Consider the following 16,860-nt stretch of genomic DNA (forward strand, 5'->3'; position numbering starts at 1 on the left):
ACGGACGGAGATACGGGATGACTGACAGGAACAACGCTCCTTCCTCTTCCACGCCCCCCATGGTCCCAGCCACCTTGGAAGACGACAGCTTTGCCCAGCTTCGTCTGTTGCGCTCGCGCCGCGTCGGCGTCGTGACATATTACCGGATGCTGCGTGAATACGGCACAGCCCGCGCCGCGCTGGAGGCTCTGCCCGAGGTTGCACGCGCCGCAGGCGTGAAAGACTATCGCATCTGCCCCGAGAACATCGTGCAGGCAGAGTTGCGCGCGGCCAAAGGCGCTGGCGCGCGGCTGGTCACCCACGACAGCGTAGCCTACCCCCCTCATTTAGCAGAACTCGACGACGCCCCCCCCTTTCTATGGGCCATCGGAGATATCGACCTGCTGCACCGCCCCTTGGTGTCGATTGTGGGCGCGCGGAATGCCTCCTCCCTCGGGACGCGCATGACACGCGCCTTGGCGCGCGGCTTGGGAGAGGCGGGGTTTGCTGTCGTTTCAGGGCTGGCGCGGGGCATCGACGCCGCGGCGCATCAGGCCGCGCTGGAGACAGGCACCATCGCCGTTCAGGCGGGTGGCGTCGACGTGCTCTATCCGGTCGAGAATACCGATCTTGCCCACGATATTGCCACCCAAGGCCTGCGCCTTTCGGAACAGCCCATGGGCTTGCAACCGATGGCGCGGCATTTTCCCAGCCGCAACAGGATCATCGCAGGGCTGGCCCGCGCAACCGTCGTGGTCGAGGCGGCGGCGAAGTCAGGCAGCCTGATCACCGCCCGCGATGCGCTGGACCAGGGGCGCGATGTGCTGGCGGTGCCCGGCCACCCGTTTGATGCACGTGCCGCGGGCTGCAACATGTTGATCCGTGACGGGGCCACGCTGGTGCGCAATGCCGCAGATGTGATCGCGCTTTTGGGCCCGACTCGGCAAGAGCAGCCCGTTGCGCCACCCCTCCACAGCCCACCACCGTCATCCGACCGTGACACTGAATCCCTGCACATCGAGATCTTGTCCCGCCTCGGCCCCAGCCCCGTCGCCGAAGATCAACTGTTGCGCGATTTGGCCGTGGCACCGGCTATTGCCACCCCTGTTATGGTAGAACTTGAGCTGAACGGCCGCATTTTGCGCCATGCGGGCGGGCTCGTGTCCCGAGCGGGCTGAACACCGCGCAGCCGCCGCTTGGGGGCCAGCCCCCGCTTTGGATCTCATCCAAAGCTCCCCCGGAATTTTAGACCATTTGGAAGGTGGCGAAGAGGCGCGTTCAGGTCGTCAAATCGGTGCCATGAGCTGCTTCAAACCCCGTATTTCAAAGGGGTCGCGCTGTTCTGCGGATTGACAAACTTCGCTTCACGCCACATGTCACAGCATAAGCCACGCGAATTAATTTGATCCAAGGTGCCGAATTTTATGCCAGTTGTCGTCGTCGAATCACCTGCCAAAGCCAAAACGATCAACTCGTATCTCGGCAGTGATTACACCGTGCTTGCGTCCTACGGCCACGTCCGCGACCTGCCCCCAAAGGACGGATCGGTCGATCCCGACAACGGGTTTGACATGACTTGGGAAGTCGCCGCAGCGAGCAAAAAACACGTCAAAGCCATCGCTGATGCGCTGAAAGACGACAATGCATTGATCCTCGCGACTGACCCCGACCGCGAAGGCGAAGCGATCAGCTGGCACCTGCAAGAGGCGCTGACCAAACGCAAATCGATCAAGAAGGACACGCCGGTCAGCCGCGTGGTGTTTAACCAGATCACTAAAAAGGCCGTGACAGAAGCGATGGCGAATCCGCGTCAGGTGGATATGCCGCTGGTCGAGGCCTATCTGGCACGACGTGCGCTGGATTATCTGGTGGGGTTCAACCTGTCGCCTGTTCTTTGGCGCAAACTGCCCGGCGCAAAGTCGGCGGGGCGCGTGCAATCGGTCACGCTGCGGCTGATTGTCGAGCGCGAGATGGAAATCGAAGCCTTTCGCAACCGCGAATACTGGAGCGTGAAAGCGCTGGTCGCCACGCCACGCGGACAGGAATTCGAGGCGCGGCTTGTGACAATGGCCGGCAAGAAGCTGGACCGATTTGATCTGGCCAACGAAACGCAGGCCGAAATGGCTGTGCAAGCCATAACCAGCCGCGATCTGACCGTCACCAGCGTCGAAGCGAAACCCGCCAGCCGCAACCCCTCGGCCCCGTTCATGACCTCGACCTTGCAACAAGAAGCCAGCCGCAAGTTCGGCATGGGTGCCCGCCAAACCATGAGCACGGCGCAGCGCCTGTATGAAGCCGGTCACATTACTTATATGCGGACCGACGGCATCGACATGGCCCCCGAGGCGATCACGATGGCGCGGGATGCAATCGCGGACCGGTTTGGCGCGGAGTACGTTCCATCGGAGCCACGTATCTACAAGAACAAGGCAAAGAACGCCCAAGAGGCGCACGAATGTGTGCGCCCGACCGACATGACCAAAGATGCCGCGGCGTTGAAACTGACGGAATCGGATCAACGCAAGCTTTATGACCTGATCTGGAAGCGCACACTCGCCTGCCAGATGGAAAGTGCCCGTCTGGAACGCACCACGGTCGAAATCGGTAGCAAGGACGAACAGGTCGGCCTACGCGCCACCGGTCAGGTTGTGAAATTCGACGGTTTCTTGCGCGTCTATGAAGAAGGTCGCGATGACGTTGTGGACGAAGACGACAAGCGTCTGCCGCAGATCACTCAAGGCGACAAAATGGACAAACGCGCTGTCACGCCAGAGCAGCACTTTACCCAGCCTCCCCCCCGCTATACCGAAGCGACATTGGTCAAACGGATGGAAGAGCTTGGTATCGGGCGCCCGTCGACCTACGCCAGCGTTGTCACCACCATTCAAGACCGCGAATACGTCCGCAAGGAAGGCAACCGCCTGTTCCCCGAGGACAAGGGCCGTTTGGTCACCGCATTCCTCGAAAATTATTTCCGCAAATACGTGGGCTATGATTTTACCGCCGATCTGGAAGACCAACTGGATAAGGTGAGCGCTGCAGACGCCGACTATAAAGATGTGCTGAGCCGCTTTTGGCAGGATTTCTCGGCTGCGATTGCCGAAACGGCGGATCTGCGTATCACCGAGGTGCTGGAAAAGATCAACGAGGTCCTCGAGCCGCATCTTTTCCCGCAAAACGAAGACGGTAGTGACCCGCGTTTGTGTCCCAACTGCGAAATCGGGCGCCTGTCGATGCGCACGGCACGGTCCGGCGGCGCGTTTATCGGGTGCTCGAACTACCCTGAATGCCGCTATACCCGCCCCTTCGGCCCGCCCGACCCCGAAGCAGAAGCCTCGGCGATCCCGCCGGATGGCAAGCTGTTAGGCGAGGATATGGGAGACGAGATTCGTGTGTTCAAAGGGCGCTTTGGCCCTTATGTGCAGCGCGGCCCCGTCACGGAAGAAAACAAGAAGCCGCCGCGCCAATCGGTGCCCAAGGACTGGCCCGCCGAAGAGCTGGAACTGGAACGCGCTGTCATGCTGCTATCGCTGCCGCGTGAAATCGGGCCGCACCCCGAGGATGGCATCATGGTCTGGGCGAACATCGGACGCTACGGCCCCTATATCAAACACGCCGACAGTACGTCGAACCGTGGCGGGACCAACGCCAACCTTGAAGGTCTGGACGAGGTGTTCACCGTCGGCATGAACCGTGCTGTACAGTTGCTGGCTGAAAAAGTCGCCAGCCGTGGTGGCCGTGGTAAAGCTGCTTTGCCGATCCGCGAGATGGGGGAACACCCTGATTTGGGCGGCGAGGTGAACATCATGGAAGGCAAGTACGGGCCGTACGTAAAATGGGAGAAGGTCAACGCCACCATCCCCAAAGAGGTAGAGCCTGCTGATCTGACCATGGAACGGGCCGTTGAGTTGATCGAGGAAAAGCTGGCGAAATCCCCTGCCAAGCGTAAAGCCGCGACAAAAAAACCGGCGGCGAAGAAAACTGCCGCAAAGAAACCGGCTGCGAAGAAGGCGGCACCTAAGAAAGCAGCGGCAAAGAAGGCTCCGGCCAAAAAGGCGACCGCCTCTAAAACTGCGGCCAAAGCGGCCTCGACTCCAGACGCGTAAGAGTGCAACTCACATATATGTCATTTGATGAATATGTGAGTTGCCACACCCTGCCCGCGATGCTTTTACCATTGGCAATCGCCACGGTAGAAGGAGATCAAGATGGCAGAGCAGACATTTTCACGACGCGGGTTGATCCTGACGGCAGGTGCGGCGCTCTTTACGCCCGCCGTGTTGCGCGCGCAGACGCCGACACCTGAAGTCATCGACGTGGTACGCCACAACACAAACGGGTTCTCCAGCCAGAACTGGCAGGACCACTTTGACACCCTGGGCAAGGCCGCCATTGTCGCCGATACCTCGTCACGCGCACTGCATTATTGGGGCGGCGATGGTGACACCTACAAAATATACCCGACGTCAGTCCCGCGCAGCGATGACCTGACCAAACGTGGCTACACTAGTATCGTGCGCAAACGTGTTGGCCCGGACTGGACGCCGACCCCCAGCATGATCGAACGCGATCCGGACCTGAAATACATGCCTCCGGGGCCGGACAATCCGCTTGGGACCCACGCGATGTACCTCAGCTGGCCTGCCTATTTGATCCACGGTACACATGATACGCGCAAGATCGGGCGGCAAAGCTCTGACGGGTGCATCGGTCTTTACAACCACATGATCGAGGCCCTGTACCAGATTGCCCCCATCGGGACGCAGGTCCGTATCGTCTGACACGGTCACTCCCCCCCCTTTGAATAGAGGTGCCTGCCCTACGCTGGGGCGGGCCACCGAGATTTAGCAAAATACCAGCAGGCTCCGCTGGTAGCGCTGACAACCGGTGCGCCGGTTTGACACGTTCGTTACGCCACGTCATAGAAGTCGTATAAATATAAACGACAGGGCCGTGAGCCTCTCGTGAAAGGAGCCGGAATGAAAAAAATCTATGGAAGCGCTGCCGAGGCGCTGGAGGGCGTGTTGCACGACGGCATGCTGATCGCAGCGGGGGGCTTTGGCCTGTGTGGTATTCCTGAATTGCTGCTGAATGCGATCCGCGACGCGGGCACCAAGGATTTGACCTTTGCCTCGAACAACGCCGGCGTCGACGACTTCGGAATCGGCATCCTTTTGCAGACTAAGCAGGTCAAGAAAATGATCAGCTCTTATGTCGGCGAGAACAAAGAATTCATGCGCCAGTATCTGGGCGGCGAGCTTGAGCTGGAATTCAATCCCCAAGGTACATTGGCCGAACGCATGCGCGCCGGTGGTGCGGGCATCCCCGGCTTTTATACCAAGACCGGCGTCGGCACAGTGATTGCCGAAGGCAAAGAGCACAAGGATTTCGACGGCGAGACCTATATCCTTGAACGCGGTATCGTTGCGGATCTGGCGATCGTCAAAGCGTGGAAAGCGGATGACACCGGCAACCTCGTGTTTCGCAAGACGGCGCGCAACTTCAACCCGCCTGCGGCCATGTGCGGCAAGATCTGCATCGCGGAAGTCGAAGAGATCGTGCCACGCGGCAGCCTTGGCGGCGACGCGATCCACTTGCCCGGCATCTATGTGCACCGCATCATTCAGGGTGATCACGAAAAACGCATCGAACAGCGCACAGTGAGGACTGCATAATGGCTTGGGATCGCAATCAAATGGCGGCACGTGCCGCGCAAGAACTGCAAGACGGTTGGTATGTGAACCTCGGCATCGGGATTCCGACGCTGGTGTCCAACTACATCCCCGAAGGCATGGACGTGACGCTGCAATCGGAAAACGGCATGCTTGGCATGGGTGCGTTTCCGATCGACGGCGAAGAGGACGCAGATCTGATCAACGCCGGCAAGCAGACCATCACCGAGCTGGATCGCACTTCGTACTTTGACAGCTCGACCTCTTTCGGGATGATCCGCGGCGGCAAGATTGCCATGGCCATTCTGGGCGCGATGGAAGTGGCCGAGAACGGCGACCTTGCCAACTGGATGATCCCCGGCAAGCTGGTCAAAGGCATGGGTGGCGCGATGGATCTGGTCGCGGGTGTTGGCCGCGTTGTGGTGGTCATGGACCACGCCAGCAAGCATGGCGACAGCAAAGTGTTGAAAGAATGCACGCTGCCGTTGACCGGCAAAGCTGTCGTCGACCGCATTATCACCAACCTTGGTGTGCTGGATGTCGTCGAAGGCGGGCTGAAGATCGTGGAATGCGCCGAAGGCGTGACCGAAGACGAACTGCGCGCTGCGACCGAGGCGACAATCGTCTAATGCACTGACACGATGAACGACAAGGGGCGCCGCCAGCGATGGCCGCGCCCCTTTTTTACATCCGGCCCCGAACTGGGGTCAGTTCATCGCCGCAAAGACGCATCCGTCCGAGATCAGCTCGGGCGGGGTCTGGCAAAGCCCCTTGGCGACCTGAAAAGCAGCCAGCACCTTGGGCACATAATCGCGTGTTTCTGCAAAGGGGGGGACGCCGGCGTGTTTGCGCACCGATCCTTCGCCCGCGTTATACCCGGCCAGCACCAGTATCGGGTCTCGGTCAAATTCACCCATTAGCCAATCAAGGTATTTCACCCCGCCCGCGATGTTCTGCGTCGGGGCCATGCTGTCAATCACGCCAAAGCGCGTCGCCGTATCCGGCATCAACTGCATCAACCCCTGCGCCCCTGCCCCACTTATGGCATCAGCACGCCCGGCGGATTCCACAGTGATCACCGCCAGCACCAAAGCGGGCGAGACCTGCGTGCCGATGGTAGAGCGAAGAATGTCGATACCGTTTGCTTTCGCGATCTCTTGCATCTGTTGCATGCGCGGCGCGGGGATTTTGCTGCTGGCCGTGGCAAGCGTCACCATCGCGGTCTCCAGCCGACCCGGGCCGGATTTCTCGACCGCCGGAGACACCCGATCCCAGAACCAGTCATATTGCCCCGGTGAGGCTGGCACGATCGCCCCGGACGCGGTTGCCACGACCTCGGGCACATCAGCGGCCTTGGGTTCGATAAAGACGTTGATGCGATTGGTGCTGCCCGCCTTGGGCGGCTTCACCCGCTTGGCCTCGAATTTGGGAAACGGTTTGGGCACGTCAGCCCAGGCAGCCGAGGCCGCCAGCATCCCCACCATCAAAGATACGGTCAATCGTCGAAACATCACTGCCTGCACTGGTTTTTTGATTGCTCTTTTTCAGCAACCTCGCACGGAATCTGCTGTCAGACCAACCAAACATGGCGAGGAACATGGCGATTTCGCCTTAATTGATGCAATCCTGCCCCGCTTTGAGACTCGGTGAAGAAAAAGCACACGGGAAGAACCCTTTCAGATCAGTCGCCTAAGTGAATTTTTCAGGAAAGTGACGGCAATAGGCTAAAAGTCACATTTGCCGCCAAATTCGTGCCCCAATCGCAGGGCTATATAGGCTCATACCAAGTCAGCCAGATGCGGAATTGAGAGAGAAGCATCGAAACGGACGACACGGTTGAGATTGAAAACTTTATGATCCTTGGAGGGACATACCATGATGAACTTTATCAAGAACTTCAAAAATGACGAATCCGGTGCCGTGACTGTTGACTGGGTTGTTCTGACCGCCGCCGTTGTCGGCCTGGCCGTCGCAGCCTACTCCTCGATCGAAAGTGGCGCGACAAGCCTGACAGCGAATACTCAGTCCTTCATGGCAACACAGAACCCTAGCCAATAAGCTGTCGACAATGACGGTAGACCTGGCCGCATTCTGCTCGACAGGATGCGGCCAGTCTTTTTAGACCTTCATCAAGCAAGGCAACACAATGCTTTCGAAGTTCATCACATTCTGGAAAAGCCCAAGTGGCGCGGTCACGGTTGACTGGGTCGTTCTATGTGCCGCCGTCGTATCGCTAGCCGTATTGATGGTCGTCACCATGACCACGGGCACCATCGAACTGGCCGACAAGCTGATGACCCAGACGCCGGGCGACATCTAATCCCCCTATAATGACCCAGCTTGGTCGCGGATTGTTCATAGTCTGAACACAATCACCGCCTATCCATCAGCATAGGTTTTACGCCGTGTCCCGGACCGGCACCCACTCAAGAGAGGTAAGTAACATGCGGATGGTTTTTGGACTGGTCTTGCTCGCCGGTATCGCCTTGGCAGGTGGTGCTGTGTATCTGGCAAAGGGCCGTATCGGTGAATATCAAATGGCGCACCAGCAGGCACAAGAAGCCCTGGCGCAAATCGTGCCAACCGTGGGCGTCTATATCGCCACCGGACCGCTGAAATACGGGCAGCGCCTGACCCGCGAAGATGTGCGGCAGGTCAGCTGGCCTGAAAACGCGATCCCCGAAGGCTCCTTTATCGAAGAAGCCGCGTTATTCCCTGAAAACAGCGATGACATGCGGGTCGTGCTGCGTGCCATGGAAAAAGACGAAGCCATCATGGCCGTGAAAGTGACCGAGCCCGGTGCCGACATTGGCCTCACCTCCCAGTTGGAACGCGGCAGCCGTGCGTTTGCCATCCGCGTTGATGTGTCCAGTGGCGTGTCGGGCTTCCTGCGCCCTGGTGACCGCGTCGATGTGTATTGGACGGGCCGGATCAACCGGGGCGGTAACGACCGGGGCGACACGGGTGACGTCACCAAGCTGATCGAGGCAGGCGTCAAGATTATCGCAATTGACCAAAGCGCCGGCGGGGAACGCAGTGAAGCCGCGATCGCCAACACCGTGACTGTTGCAGTTCAGCCCTACCAAGTTGCAGCATTAGCACAGGCACAATCTACCGGCAATCTGTCCCTGTCGCTTGTCGGGGCAGAGGATGACACGGTTGCCGCAGAGATCGAAGTCGACCAACGTAGCCTTCTGGGTCTCGCCGAAGAAACCGTCAAGGTCGAGACAACGACGCAGAAAGTCTGCACGATCCGGACACGCCGTGGTGCCGAAGTGCTCGAAATTCCGATCCCCTGCACCAACTGATGCGCTCTTGAACAGGGCCTTCCAAAATTATGTCCGCGCCGCGCAGCCCTCTGTGCGGCGTTTGGCATTGCGCGGGCATGTTGCCACGAATCCACAGGTAACTGCGGCCTGACGTCATTGATTCTTGCAAAAAAGCGAAAAGAACCGCAGAGTGTCGCAAACGGCGGGCGCAAAGACCCTATTTTGAGGCGTGATCACAAAGGCAGGTCACATGAAAATTGATAAATTTATCAAAGCAGTCCTATTGGGACTGACGATTGGCGCGATGCCGATTGCATTGACCGCCCCGCTTGACGCTCAGGCAAACACGCTGCGCGTGGTCAAAAAAGGCACCAACCGCGTGTTGGAAGTCCCGATGAACCGCGCCGTGGTGGTTGAAAGCGACATTCCCTTTGCCGAGCTGAGCATTGCCAACCCCGGTATCGCAGATATTTCGTCGCTCTCGGATCGCACGATTTATGTTCTGGGCAAATCCCCCGGACTTACAACGCTGACGCTGCTTGATGCCGCGGGGCAACTGATCACGAACGTTGATGTGCGCGTCGCAGCGGATGTCTCCGAGTTCAAGGAACGCCTGCGCCAGATCCTGCCCGGTGAAAAGATCGAAGTCCGCACGGCGAACGACGGTATCGTGCTGTCGGGCATCGTGTCCTCGACCCAACGCTTGCAGCGGGCCCTTGATCTGGCCGAACGCTACGCCCCTGAACGCGTGTCCAACCTGATGAGCGTCGGTGGCATCCAGCAGGTGATGTTGAAAGTCCGTTTTGCCGAGATGAGCCGATCCGTCTCTAAGTCGCTAAGCGCATCACTGGCGCTAAACGGCCTTGTGGGCAGCGATCTGGCATTGAATGGCGGCACCAATTCGACGAACACATCCGGCGCAATCGCCAATTCGCTTGGCGGGTCGACCCCGGCATCGAATGGCAACGCAGGGGCCGTTTTGTTTGGCTTCAACGCCGGATCGACGCAGGTCGGTCTGCTGCTTGAGGCGCTGGAGCAAAAAGGCGCGGTGCGGTTTCTGGCTGAGCCGAACCTCGTGGCGCTGTCGGGGCAAGAAGCGACCTTCCTCGCGGGGGGCGAATATCCTGTTCCCGTGGCGCAAACCGGCGACCAGATTTCGGTTCAGTATAAACCTTTCGGCGTAGAGATGAGCTTTATTCCCCGCGTCGTGGACAAAGACCTGATCAACCTCGAACTCAAAGCGGCCGTATCGGCGATTGATGCCAGCAACAGCGTGTCCTTGGGCAACGGATTTGATATTTCCGCATTTACCCGCCGCGAGACATCGACCACGGTTGAAATGCGCGACGGCGAAAGCTTTGCGATCGCTGGTCTGCTGACCGATGATTTCACCGACACTTCCACACAATTGCCCTGGATCGGCGACGTGCCTGTATTGGGCGCGTTGTTCCGCAGCGCAAACTACCAGCGCAGCCAAACCGAGCTGGTGATTATTATTACCGCACACCTTGTGACCCCGACCCGTGGCGAGGCCTTGGCCCTGCCGACCGACCGGATCAAGCCGCCCACTGAAAGCGAATTGTTCCTGTCTGGGCGTACGTCCAAAGGCAGCACAGCCCCCACCAAAGGGGCCGCTGGCGAAGTTGCCAAGCAGGACTTTAGCGGGTCGTATGGCTATGTATTGGATTGATCAGATGACTTCAGCGATCGCTTCGACAGGCAAAATCACCGGGTTGTGCGTCGCCTTGGCCATGACTGTTACAGGCTGTGTCAGCAGCCCTGATCCGGTCTTTACCCAGTTCCACCGCGAAGCAGGGTCGCTGACCGATTTGGGCACCTTTGGAAACGCTACCCTGAACAACCGCTTGGTGATGACCGGTGAGCGCCAGTATACATTCGATCTGGCCAACCGCTTTGCCGGCGAAGTCGAATCGACCGTCACCTTTGCTTTCAACTCTTCACAGTTGGACGGGGTCGCGCAGTCGGTTCTGCGACGTCAGGCCGGATGGATCCGCCAGTTCCCCGAAGTCCGCTTTCGCGTCTATGGCCATACAGATGCCGTCGGATCGAACAGCTATAACAAAACACTGGGCCTGCGCCGCGCGCAATCCGTTGTGGCCTTCTTGTCCACACAAGGTATCAGCCGCAGCCGCCTAGAAGCCGTTGTTTCCTTTGGCGAAACACAGCCCCTGATCGTGACCCAAGGTCGCGCACGTGCAAACCGCCGGACTGTGACCGAAGTTAGCGGTTTTGTCGGGCGTCATCCGACTGTGCTGGACGGGAAATATGCCCAGATTATCTATCGCGACTATGTCGCCAGCGCCGTGCCGCCGACCCTACTGACAGGCGGTGCCGCACCCACCGGTGCTGTGGGAGAATAACCGCTTTTTAAACTTTTCGAGTGGGCCTGATCGTCGCTGACGGTCGGGCCCTTTTCGTTTCAATCCGCCTAAACGGTGCGGATCGTTTCAAAAGACCAAACAATAGAAACTATTTGGCCCCAATCTTGCCCCAGTTAGCAGGGATATTCACTGCAATAGGACAGTTGCGTCCGGCCATTGTGGTCTGGATGCAGGGGACCGCAGGGCAACAAAGGGTAACACCCGATCAGCCCTAGCCAGCGCCCGCATAGAAGAAGGGGAAGTTTAGGTATGAGCAGCCATATACCACAGATTGACGCGCCACAGATCGTTGCGTGCACCGTCAGCCGGGATGTGCAGAACTTTGACCTGCTGATCGAAGATATGGAATCGGCTTTGGGCGAAGCCTGGGGCGACCTGGGCTTTTCTGAAAGTCTTGCATTTTTCAGCCAACCCGAGGCGGCGACGCTTGAACTTATCGCGCTGGCGCTCGATTCCGAAGATGAAGACAACCTGCCAATGATGACCGAGATCATCGCGCAGGCAAAAGCACGTCATATCAAAGTGATCTTGATCGCCGAAGACATGTCCCCCGCCTCGCTCCATTCGTTGTTGCGTCAGGGCGCGAATGAATTTGTCCCCTACCCTCTGCCCGAAGGTGAACTGGCCTCGACCATAATCCGTCTGCGCGCCTCACCCGAACCAATAGTGGCACCCGCAGAGACAGGCCCCAAGCTGAAACCCGGCACCCAGAAGGATGGTGCTGTGATCGTGGTGCACGGACTGGCCGGCGGCACCGGTGCCACCAGCCTTGCGGTGAATTTGGCATGGGAACTGGCGACCTCTGACAAAAAGAACCCGCCCAAAGTGTGCTTGCTTGATCTTGACCTGCAGTTCGGGGCCGTGGCGACCTATCTGGACCTGCCCCGTCGCGAAGTGGTCTATGATATGCTGATCGAGACCGATGCGATGGACGAGGAAAGCTTTGGCCAGGCTCTGCTGACCTACGAAGAGAAGCTCCAGGTTCTGACCGCCCCTGCCGACATGCTGCCACTTGATTTGATCACCTCGGAAGATGTGACACGGATCCTGGATATGGCGCGCAATCAGTTCGATTATGTGGTCGTCGACATGCCTTCGACACTGGTGCAATGGACCGAAACCGTGCTGACCAACGCACATGTCTATTTTGCCATGCTCGAACTGGATATGCGCTGCGCCCAAAATGCCCTGCGTTTCAAACGCGCCCTGCAATCCGAAGATCTTCCTATCGAAAAGCTGCGCTATGTCATGAACCGCGCGCCGAAGTTCACCGATCTGAACGGCAAAGCGCGGGTCAAACGGATGGCAGAGAGCCTCGGGATTTCGATCGATGTGCAACTGCCCGATGGCGGCAAACAGGTAACCCAAGCCAACGACCACGGTCTGCCGCTGGCCAACACCGCCGCGAAAAACCCGCTGCGTCGCGAGATCGCCAAGCTCGCTAGTTCGATCCACAACCTCAAGGCTGACGAAGCCAAAGCCGCCTGATCCGGCCCAAGCGCCAGATAATTTAGAAAGAGTAATCAGATGTTCTCGAAGTATAAAAAGCCAGGTGACGTTGCCGCAGCCACAGCCGTTCCCATGTCGAAGGCCCCCGCGCCCCAGCACCAGCCAGAGGCCGCAGTCGCCCCCAAGCCCGTCAGCATGCGCCGCGTGGCACAAGCCGCAGCGGTCGCGCCACAGGACCGCGACGTAAAGCGCAAACAACGCATGAGCGAGATCAAGCTTGAACTGCACCGCGCTCTGCTTGAGAACCTGAACCTCGCGGCTCTTGAACATGCGTCTGAACAGGATCTACGCAGCGAGATCAACGAAATCTCGGCTGAAATTCTAGCCGAGAAATCCATCGTCCTGAACCGTGAAGACCGGATTCAGTTGAACTCCGAACTCTATGACGAGGTGACTGGCCTTGGCCCACTGGAAACGCTGCTGAAAGACGATAGCATCAACGATATTCTGGTGAACGGGCCTCAACAGATCTTCGTTGAACGCGACGGCAAACTGCAGCTGACGGACGTGACCTTTAAGGATGAAAAGCACCTGCTGCGCATCATCGATAAAATCGTATCGGCCGTGGGCCGTCGGGTCGACGAAAGCAATCCTTACGTCGATGCGCGCTTGAAAGACGGCTCGCGTTTCAACGCTATGGTGCCGCCGATTGCCGTCGACGGCAGCCTGGTGTCTATTCGTAAGTTCAAAAAAGATAAGCTGGGCATCGATGATCTGGTGAGCTTTGGGGCCTTCTCGGAAGAGATGGCCGCCTATCTTCAAGCCGCCGTGGCCACCCGCCTGAACATCATCGTATCGGGTGGTACAGGGTCCGGCAAAACGACCACGCTGAACGCGCTGTCCTCTTTCATTGCGAACGACGAACGCATCCTGACCATCGAAGACACCGCCGAACTTCAACTGCAACAGACCCACGTGGGCCGCATGGAAAGCCGCCCGCCCAATGTCGAAGGCAAAGGCGAAGTATCGCCGCGCGATTGTCTCAAGAACGCTCTGCGGATGCGCCCGGACCGGATCATCGTCGGCGAGACACGTGGCGAGGAAGTCATCGACATGCTGCAGGCCATGAACACCGGCCACGACGGGTCGATGACCACGATCCACGCCAACTCTGCCCGCGACGGTGTGAGCCGTCTGGAAAACATGATTGCAATGGCCGGGATCGAAATGCCGTTGAAAGCGGTGCGCAGCCAGATTTCATCGGCTGTAAACCTGATTGTTCAAGCGTCGCGCTTGCAAGACGGCTCGCGTCGTATGACGTCGATCACCGAAATTACGGGCATGGAAGGTGATGTCATCTCGATGCAGGAAATCTTTCGGTACCAACGCGTCGGCCTGACACCCGAGAACAAGATCATCGGCCATTTCACCGGCACCGGCGTGCGCAGCCACTTCTCTGAACGCTTCAAAATGTGGGGCTATGACCTGCCGTCGTCCATCTACGAACCCGTTGTGGTCAAGTAAGGATTATCAATCATGAGCGCAGAACCCATTATTTATGGCCTGATCTTTATCGGTGTCCTCGTGCTGGTCGAAGGGCTGTACCTGGTCGCCTTCGGTAAATCCATCAGCCTCAACAGCAAGGTCAACCGCCGGCTGGAAATGTTGGAAAAAGGAGCCGGCCGCGAAGAGGTTCTGGACAAGCTGCGCAAGGAAATGCAGCAGCATATGGATAACAAATCCATTCCCATCTATTCGATGCTCGCCGCGAAAGCGCAGAAAGCCGCGATTGCCTTTGCGCCGAAACAGCTGATCATGATTATGGCCGGGCTGTCCGTTGTCGCCTTTCTGGGCCTGACCATCGGGACCAGCACCGAAGTTCCCGTGCGTATCCTGATCTCTGTGGGGATCGGGGTCGGGGCGGTCTATTTCTGGATCTCGTCCAAAGCTAAAAAACGCATAGACCTGATCGAAGAACAATTGCCTGATGCGGTCGAACTGATGGTGCGGTCGCTGCGTGTCGGCCACCCGTTCACAAGTGCCATCTCTATTGTCTCCAAGGAAATCCAGGACCCGCTTGCGTCGGAGTTCGGGGTGATCGCGGATGAAACCGCCTATGGCCGCGACATTGGAGAGGCGCTCAAGGATATGGCCGAACGACTTGATATGCAGGATTTGCGCTTCCTTGCGGTTGCGGTGACCATCCAACAGCAATCCGGTGGTAACCTCGCCGAAATTCTTGCGGGGCTGGCCAAGGTGATCCGCGCCCGTTTCCGCCTGTTCCGCCGCGTGCGTGCCATCACAGCCGAAGCGAAATGGTCGGGCAAGTTCCTGTCGGCCTTCCCCGTTGTTGCGCTGATCGTGATCAAACTTGGTGACCCGCATTACTATGACGAAGTCATGACCCACCCGCTGTTCATCCCCGGCTGCATTGCCGTGGTCGTGTTCCTGTCGCTTAACCTCATCGTCATGCGCAAGCTGACCGATATCAAAGTCTAAGGGGGCTTCATTGTGAATTTCCTGACCACTCTCGACACCACACTTGGTCCCATCGGCTGGATCGCCATTCTAGGTGCACTTGGCCTGACCATGGTCGGTGCCACGCTTATCATGATCCTGCGCCAGCCCGAGGATCCGCTGGCCAAGCTGAAACGCAGCCAATCCGAATCCTTCGACGGAGGCAAACAGCAGCGCTTGCGCCAGTCAGACCGCAACGAACAGCTGCAAAAATTCGCCAAGTTCCTTGAACCCGAAAACATGGAAGAGCTCAGTGCCAAGGCACTTCTTCTCCGGCAGGCCGGCTATGGCTCGCGCGATGCGGTGCGGTTTTTCCACTTTGCGCAAATGGCTCTTGGTATTGCAGGTTTGGTAATCGGCACCGTTTACGTCAACTTTCTTGGCGGTGGCGAAGGCCTGAGCACCAATAAGATGATGCTCTATACCGTCGGCCCCGGTGCGATCGGGTATTTCCTGCCCCGCTATTGGGTGACCCGACGCGTCGAGGAACGCAAAGAAGAAATCACCCGTGGTTTCCCCGATGCGCTGGATATGATGCTGGTTTGCGTCGAGGCAGGACAATCGCTGGACCAATGCATCGTCCGTGTCGCTGCCGAATTGCGCGCCTCTTATCCTGCTTTGGCTGAAGAATTCGAAATCGTCGCCCAAGAGATGAAGGCCGGCAAGGACAAGGTCAGCGTATTGAACGCCATGGGCGAACGCTGCGGCGTGCAAGACGTATCGTCGTTTGTCACGGTGCTGGTGCAATCGGCGGCCTTCGGGACATCCATCGCCGACGCCCTGCGGGTCTATGCCGACGAGATGCGCGACAAACGTGTTATGCGCGCCGAAGAGGCCGCAAACAAGTTGCCAACCAAGATGACACTTGCCACAATGATGCTGACCGTTCCACCGCTGCTTATCATTCTGGTCGCACCCTCGGTGATGAACATTACCAAACTAGGTCAGTAAGGCCCCGCATGTTCCACAGCTTCAAGCGCGCGTACCCCGCTAAGCTCGCGCTTTGTATGACCCTGATCGCCGGATTGGCCGCTTGCTCTGCAGGCGGTCTTTCCGCGTTGGGGGGCAAACGCACCACATCTGACAGCCCCTTTGCCCCCGGCGTAAACACCCGCAAAGACGCCGAAGACGGGGTAGAGGTCGCCCACCGTTTGATGCACGCCGGGGAATACGAACTCGCCATCCGCGCCTTTAACCGTGCCGCGTTGGCTTCTGAACTCAACGCCGAAATCCTGTCGGGTCTGGGCAGCGCCAATCTGGGACTGGGGCGTTTGGGCCAGGCCGAAAGCCTGCTGCGCGATGCCGTCAAAAAGGATGAAACCCACCCCGAGGTCTGGAATAATCTTGGCGTTGTGCTGATGGAAAGCGGCAAACTCGCCGAAGCCCAACTGACCTTCCGCAAGGCCTATGCGCTCGACAATGGCGAAAGTGACGCAATCCGTGACAATTTACGCTTAGCACTCGCAAAATCGGAAAATTCTGTTACGATCCCAGATCAAGAAGACAGTTATAAATTGGTGCGGCGCGGCTCGGGGGACTATCTGGTTCGGCCAGCATCATGACGAGGCAGAG

At 58.3% G+C, this 16,860-nt stretch carries 17 protein-coding genes; 15 read left to right on the forward strand and 2 right to left on the reverse strand.

Annotated elements, in window-relative coordinates:
* The first annotated feature begins 17 nt into the window (after nucleotides 1–17).
* From dprA to GLP52_RS09445, 5 genes are all read left to right on the forward strand, one after another.
* The gene (gene dprA / locus GLP52_RS09425; RefSeq protein WP_237272253.1) at nucleotides 18–1,157 is read left to right on the forward strand and encodes a DNA-processing protein DprA; all 1,140 of its coding nucleotides are present in this window, start codon (nucleotides 18–20) and stop codon (nucleotides 1,155–1,157) included.
* A gap of 246 nt (nucleotides 1,158–1,403) precedes the next feature.
* Nucleotides 1,404–4,085 carry a type I DNA topoisomerase gene (gene topA, locus GLP52_RS09430; RefSeq protein WP_237272254.1) on the forward strand — a complete coding sequence of 894 codons (2,682 nt, stop codon included), beginning with the start codon at nucleotides 1,404–1,406 and terminating at the stop codon, nucleotides 4,083–4,085.
* 102 nt (nucleotides 4,086–4,187) lie between these two features.
* The gene (locus GLP52_RS09435) at nucleotides 4,188–4,760 is read left to right on the forward strand and encodes a L,D-transpeptidase (protein ID WP_237272255.1); all 573 of its coding nucleotides are present in this window, start codon (nucleotides 4,188–4,190) and stop codon (nucleotides 4,758–4,760) included.
* Nucleotides 4,761–4,958: 198 nt separating this feature from the next.
* Entirely contained in the window at nucleotides 4,959–5,654 is a 696-nt protein-coding gene (locus GLP52_RS09440; protein ID WP_005851680.1) for a CoA transferase subunit A, read from the forward strand.
* On the forward strand, nucleotides 5,654–6,280 hold the full coding sequence (locus GLP52_RS09445) for a 3-oxoacid CoA-transferase subunit B (RefSeq protein ID WP_237272256.1): 627 nt from the start codon (nucleotides 5,654–5,656) through the stop codon (nucleotides 6,278–6,280). Before GLP52_RS09440 ends, GLP52_RS09445 begins: the two co-directional genes overlap by 1 nt.
* 78 nt (nucleotides 6,281–6,358) lie before the next feature.
* On the opposite strand, the gene GLP52_RS09450 is transcribed toward GLP52_RS09445, so the two are convergent.
* Nucleotides 6,359–7,135 (reverse strand): lytic transglycosylase domain-containing protein, encoded by a 777-nt coding sequence (locus GLP52_RS09450; protein WP_237273522.1) that lies wholly within the window; start codon nucleotides 7,133–7,135, stop codon nucleotides 6,359–6,361.
* On the reverse strand, nucleotides 7,098–7,250 hold the full coding sequence (locus GLP52_RS09455) for a hypothetical protein (protein ID WP_237272258.1): 153 nt from the start codon (nucleotides 7,248–7,250) through the stop codon (nucleotides 7,098–7,100). The genes GLP52_RS09450 and GLP52_RS09455 overlap by 38 nt, the downstream gene beginning before the upstream one ends.
* 276 nt (nucleotides 7,251–7,526) lie before the next feature.
* Here GLP52_RS09455 and GLP52_RS09460 point away from each other — a divergent pair, with 276 nt between their 5' ends.
* From GLP52_RS09460 to GLP52_RS09505, 10 genes are all read left to right on the forward strand, one after another.
* Nucleotides 7,527–7,709, forward strand: coding sequence for a hypothetical protein (locus GLP52_RS09460; protein WP_237272259.1), 183 nt, complete (start codon nucleotides 7,527–7,529; stop codon nucleotides 7,707–7,709).
* 88 nt (nucleotides 7,710–7,797) lie between these two features.
* Nucleotides 7,798–7,971 (forward strand): hypothetical protein, encoded by a 174-nt coding sequence (locus GLP52_RS09465; protein WP_237272260.1) that lies wholly within the window; start codon nucleotides 7,798–7,800, stop codon nucleotides 7,969–7,971.
* 124 nt (nucleotides 7,972–8,095) lie between these two features.
* A complete protein-coding gene (gene cpaB / locus GLP52_RS09470) occupies nucleotides 8,096–8,959 on the forward strand; it encodes a Flp pilus assembly protein CpaB (protein WP_237272261.1) in 864 nt (287 codons plus the stop codon).
* Nucleotides 8,960–9,170: 211 nt separating this feature from the next.
* Nucleotides 9,171–10,610 carry a type II and III secretion system protein family protein gene (locus GLP52_RS09475; protein ID WP_138924194.1) on the forward strand — a complete coding sequence of 480 codons (1,440 nt, stop codon included), beginning with the start codon at nucleotides 9,171–9,173 and terminating at the stop codon, nucleotides 10,608–10,610.
* Nucleotides 10,597–11,301 carry an OmpA family protein gene (locus GLP52_RS09480; RefSeq protein ID WP_093733369.1) on the forward strand — a complete coding sequence of 235 codons (705 nt, stop codon included), beginning with the start codon at nucleotides 10,597–10,599 and terminating at the stop codon, nucleotides 11,299–11,301. Before GLP52_RS09475 ends, GLP52_RS09480 begins: the two co-directional genes overlap by 14 nt.
* A gap of 270 nt (nucleotides 11,302–11,571) precedes the next feature.
* Nucleotides 11,572–12,810, forward strand: a complete 1,239-nt coding sequence (locus GLP52_RS09485; RefSeq protein ID WP_093733370.1) for an AAA family ATPase — start codon at nucleotides 11,572–11,574, stop codon at nucleotides 12,808–12,810.
* 39 nt (nucleotides 12,811–12,849) lie between these two features.
* Nucleotides 12,850–14,295: a CpaF family protein gene (locus tag GLP52_RS09490; protein ID WP_093733371.1), complete on the forward strand. Its 1,446-nt coding sequence runs from the start codon at nucleotides 12,850–12,852 to the stop codon at nucleotides 14,293–14,295.
* Nucleotides 14,296–14,307: 12 nt separating this feature from the next.
* A complete protein-coding gene (locus GLP52_RS09495; protein WP_237272262.1) occupies nucleotides 14,308–15,270 on the forward strand; it encodes a type II secretion system F family protein in 963 nt (320 codons plus the stop codon).
* A gap of 12 nt (nucleotides 15,271–15,282) precedes the next feature.
* Nucleotides 15,283–16,239 carry a type II secretion system F family protein gene (locus GLP52_RS09500; protein ID WP_237272263.1) on the forward strand — a complete coding sequence of 319 codons (957 nt, stop codon included), beginning with the start codon at nucleotides 15,283–15,285 and terminating at the stop codon, nucleotides 16,237–16,239.
* 56 nt (nucleotides 16,240–16,295) lie between these two features.
* On the forward strand, nucleotides 16,296–16,850 hold the full coding sequence (locus GLP52_RS09505) for a tetratricopeptide repeat protein (RefSeq protein WP_093733422.1): 555 nt from the start codon (nucleotides 16,296–16,298) through the stop codon (nucleotides 16,848–16,850).
* Nucleotides 16,851–16,860: the final 10 nt, after the last annotated feature.

Origin of the sequence: Sulfitobacter sp. M22, from assembly GCF_021736025.1 — a bacterium.
Taxonomy (GTDB): Bacteria; Pseudomonadota; Alphaproteobacteria; order Rhodobacterales; family Rhodobacteraceae; genus Sulfitobacter; species Sulfitobacter litoralis.

What these genes read in the sequence shown, in the direction of transcription:
- dprA (WP_237272253.1), top strand. Translation starts at nt 18, where the DNA reads ATGACTGACAGGAACAACGCTCCTTCCTCTTCCACGCCCCCCATGGTC.
- topA (WP_237272254.1), top strand. Translation starts at nt 1,404, where the DNA reads ATGCCAGTTGTCGTCGTCGAATCACCTGCCAAAGCCAAAACGATCAAC.
- GLP52_RS09435 (WP_237272255.1), top strand. Translation starts at nt 4,188, where the DNA reads ATGGCAGAGCAGACATTTTCACGACGCGGGTTGATCCTGACGGCAGGT.
- GLP52_RS09440 (WP_005851680.1), top strand. Translation starts at nt 4,959, where the DNA reads ATGAAAAAAATCTATGGAAGCGCTGCCGAGGCGCTGGAGGGCGTGTTG.
- GLP52_RS09445 (WP_237272256.1), top strand. Translation starts at nt 5,654, where the DNA reads ATGGCTTGGGATCGCAATCAAATGGCGGCACGTGCCGCGCAAGAACTG.
- GLP52_RS09450 (WP_237273522.1), bottom strand. Translation starts at nt 7,135, where the DNA reads ATGGTGGGGATGCTGGCGGCCTCGGCTGCCTGGGCTGACGTGCCCAAA.
- GLP52_RS09455 (WP_237272258.1), bottom strand. Translation starts at nt 7,250, where the DNA reads ATGTTCCTCGCCATGTTTGGTTGGTCTGACAGCAGATTCCGTGCGAGG.
- GLP52_RS09460 (WP_237272259.1), top strand. Translation starts at nt 7,527, where the DNA reads ATGATGAACTTTATCAAGAACTTCAAAAATGACGAATCCGGTGCCGTG.
- GLP52_RS09465 (WP_237272260.1), top strand. Translation starts at nt 7,798, where the DNA reads ATGCTTTCGAAGTTCATCACATTCTGGAAAAGCCCAAGTGGCGCGGTC.
- cpaB (WP_237272261.1), top strand. Translation starts at nt 8,096, where the DNA reads ATGCGGATGGTTTTTGGACTGGTCTTGCTCGCCGGTATCGCCTTGGCA.
- GLP52_RS09475 (WP_138924194.1), top strand. Translation starts at nt 9,171, where the DNA reads ATGAAAATTGATAAATTTATCAAAGCAGTCCTATTGGGACTGACGATT.
- GLP52_RS09480 (WP_093733369.1), top strand. Translation starts at nt 10,597, where the DNA reads ATGTATTGGATTGATCAGATGACTTCAGCGATCGCTTCGACAGGCAAA.
- GLP52_RS09485 (WP_093733370.1), top strand. Translation starts at nt 11,572, where the DNA reads ATGAGCAGCCATATACCACAGATTGACGCGCCACAGATCGTTGCGTGC.
- GLP52_RS09490 (WP_093733371.1), top strand. Translation starts at nt 12,850, where the DNA reads ATGTTCTCGAAGTATAAAAAGCCAGGTGACGTTGCCGCAGCCACAGCC.
- GLP52_RS09495 (WP_237272262.1), top strand. Translation starts at nt 14,308, where the DNA reads ATGAGCGCAGAACCCATTATTTATGGCCTGATCTTTATCGGTGTCCTC.
- GLP52_RS09505 (WP_093733422.1), top strand. Translation starts at nt 16,296, where the DNA reads ATGACCCTGATCGCCGGATTGGCCGCTTGCTCTGCAGGCGGTCTTTCC.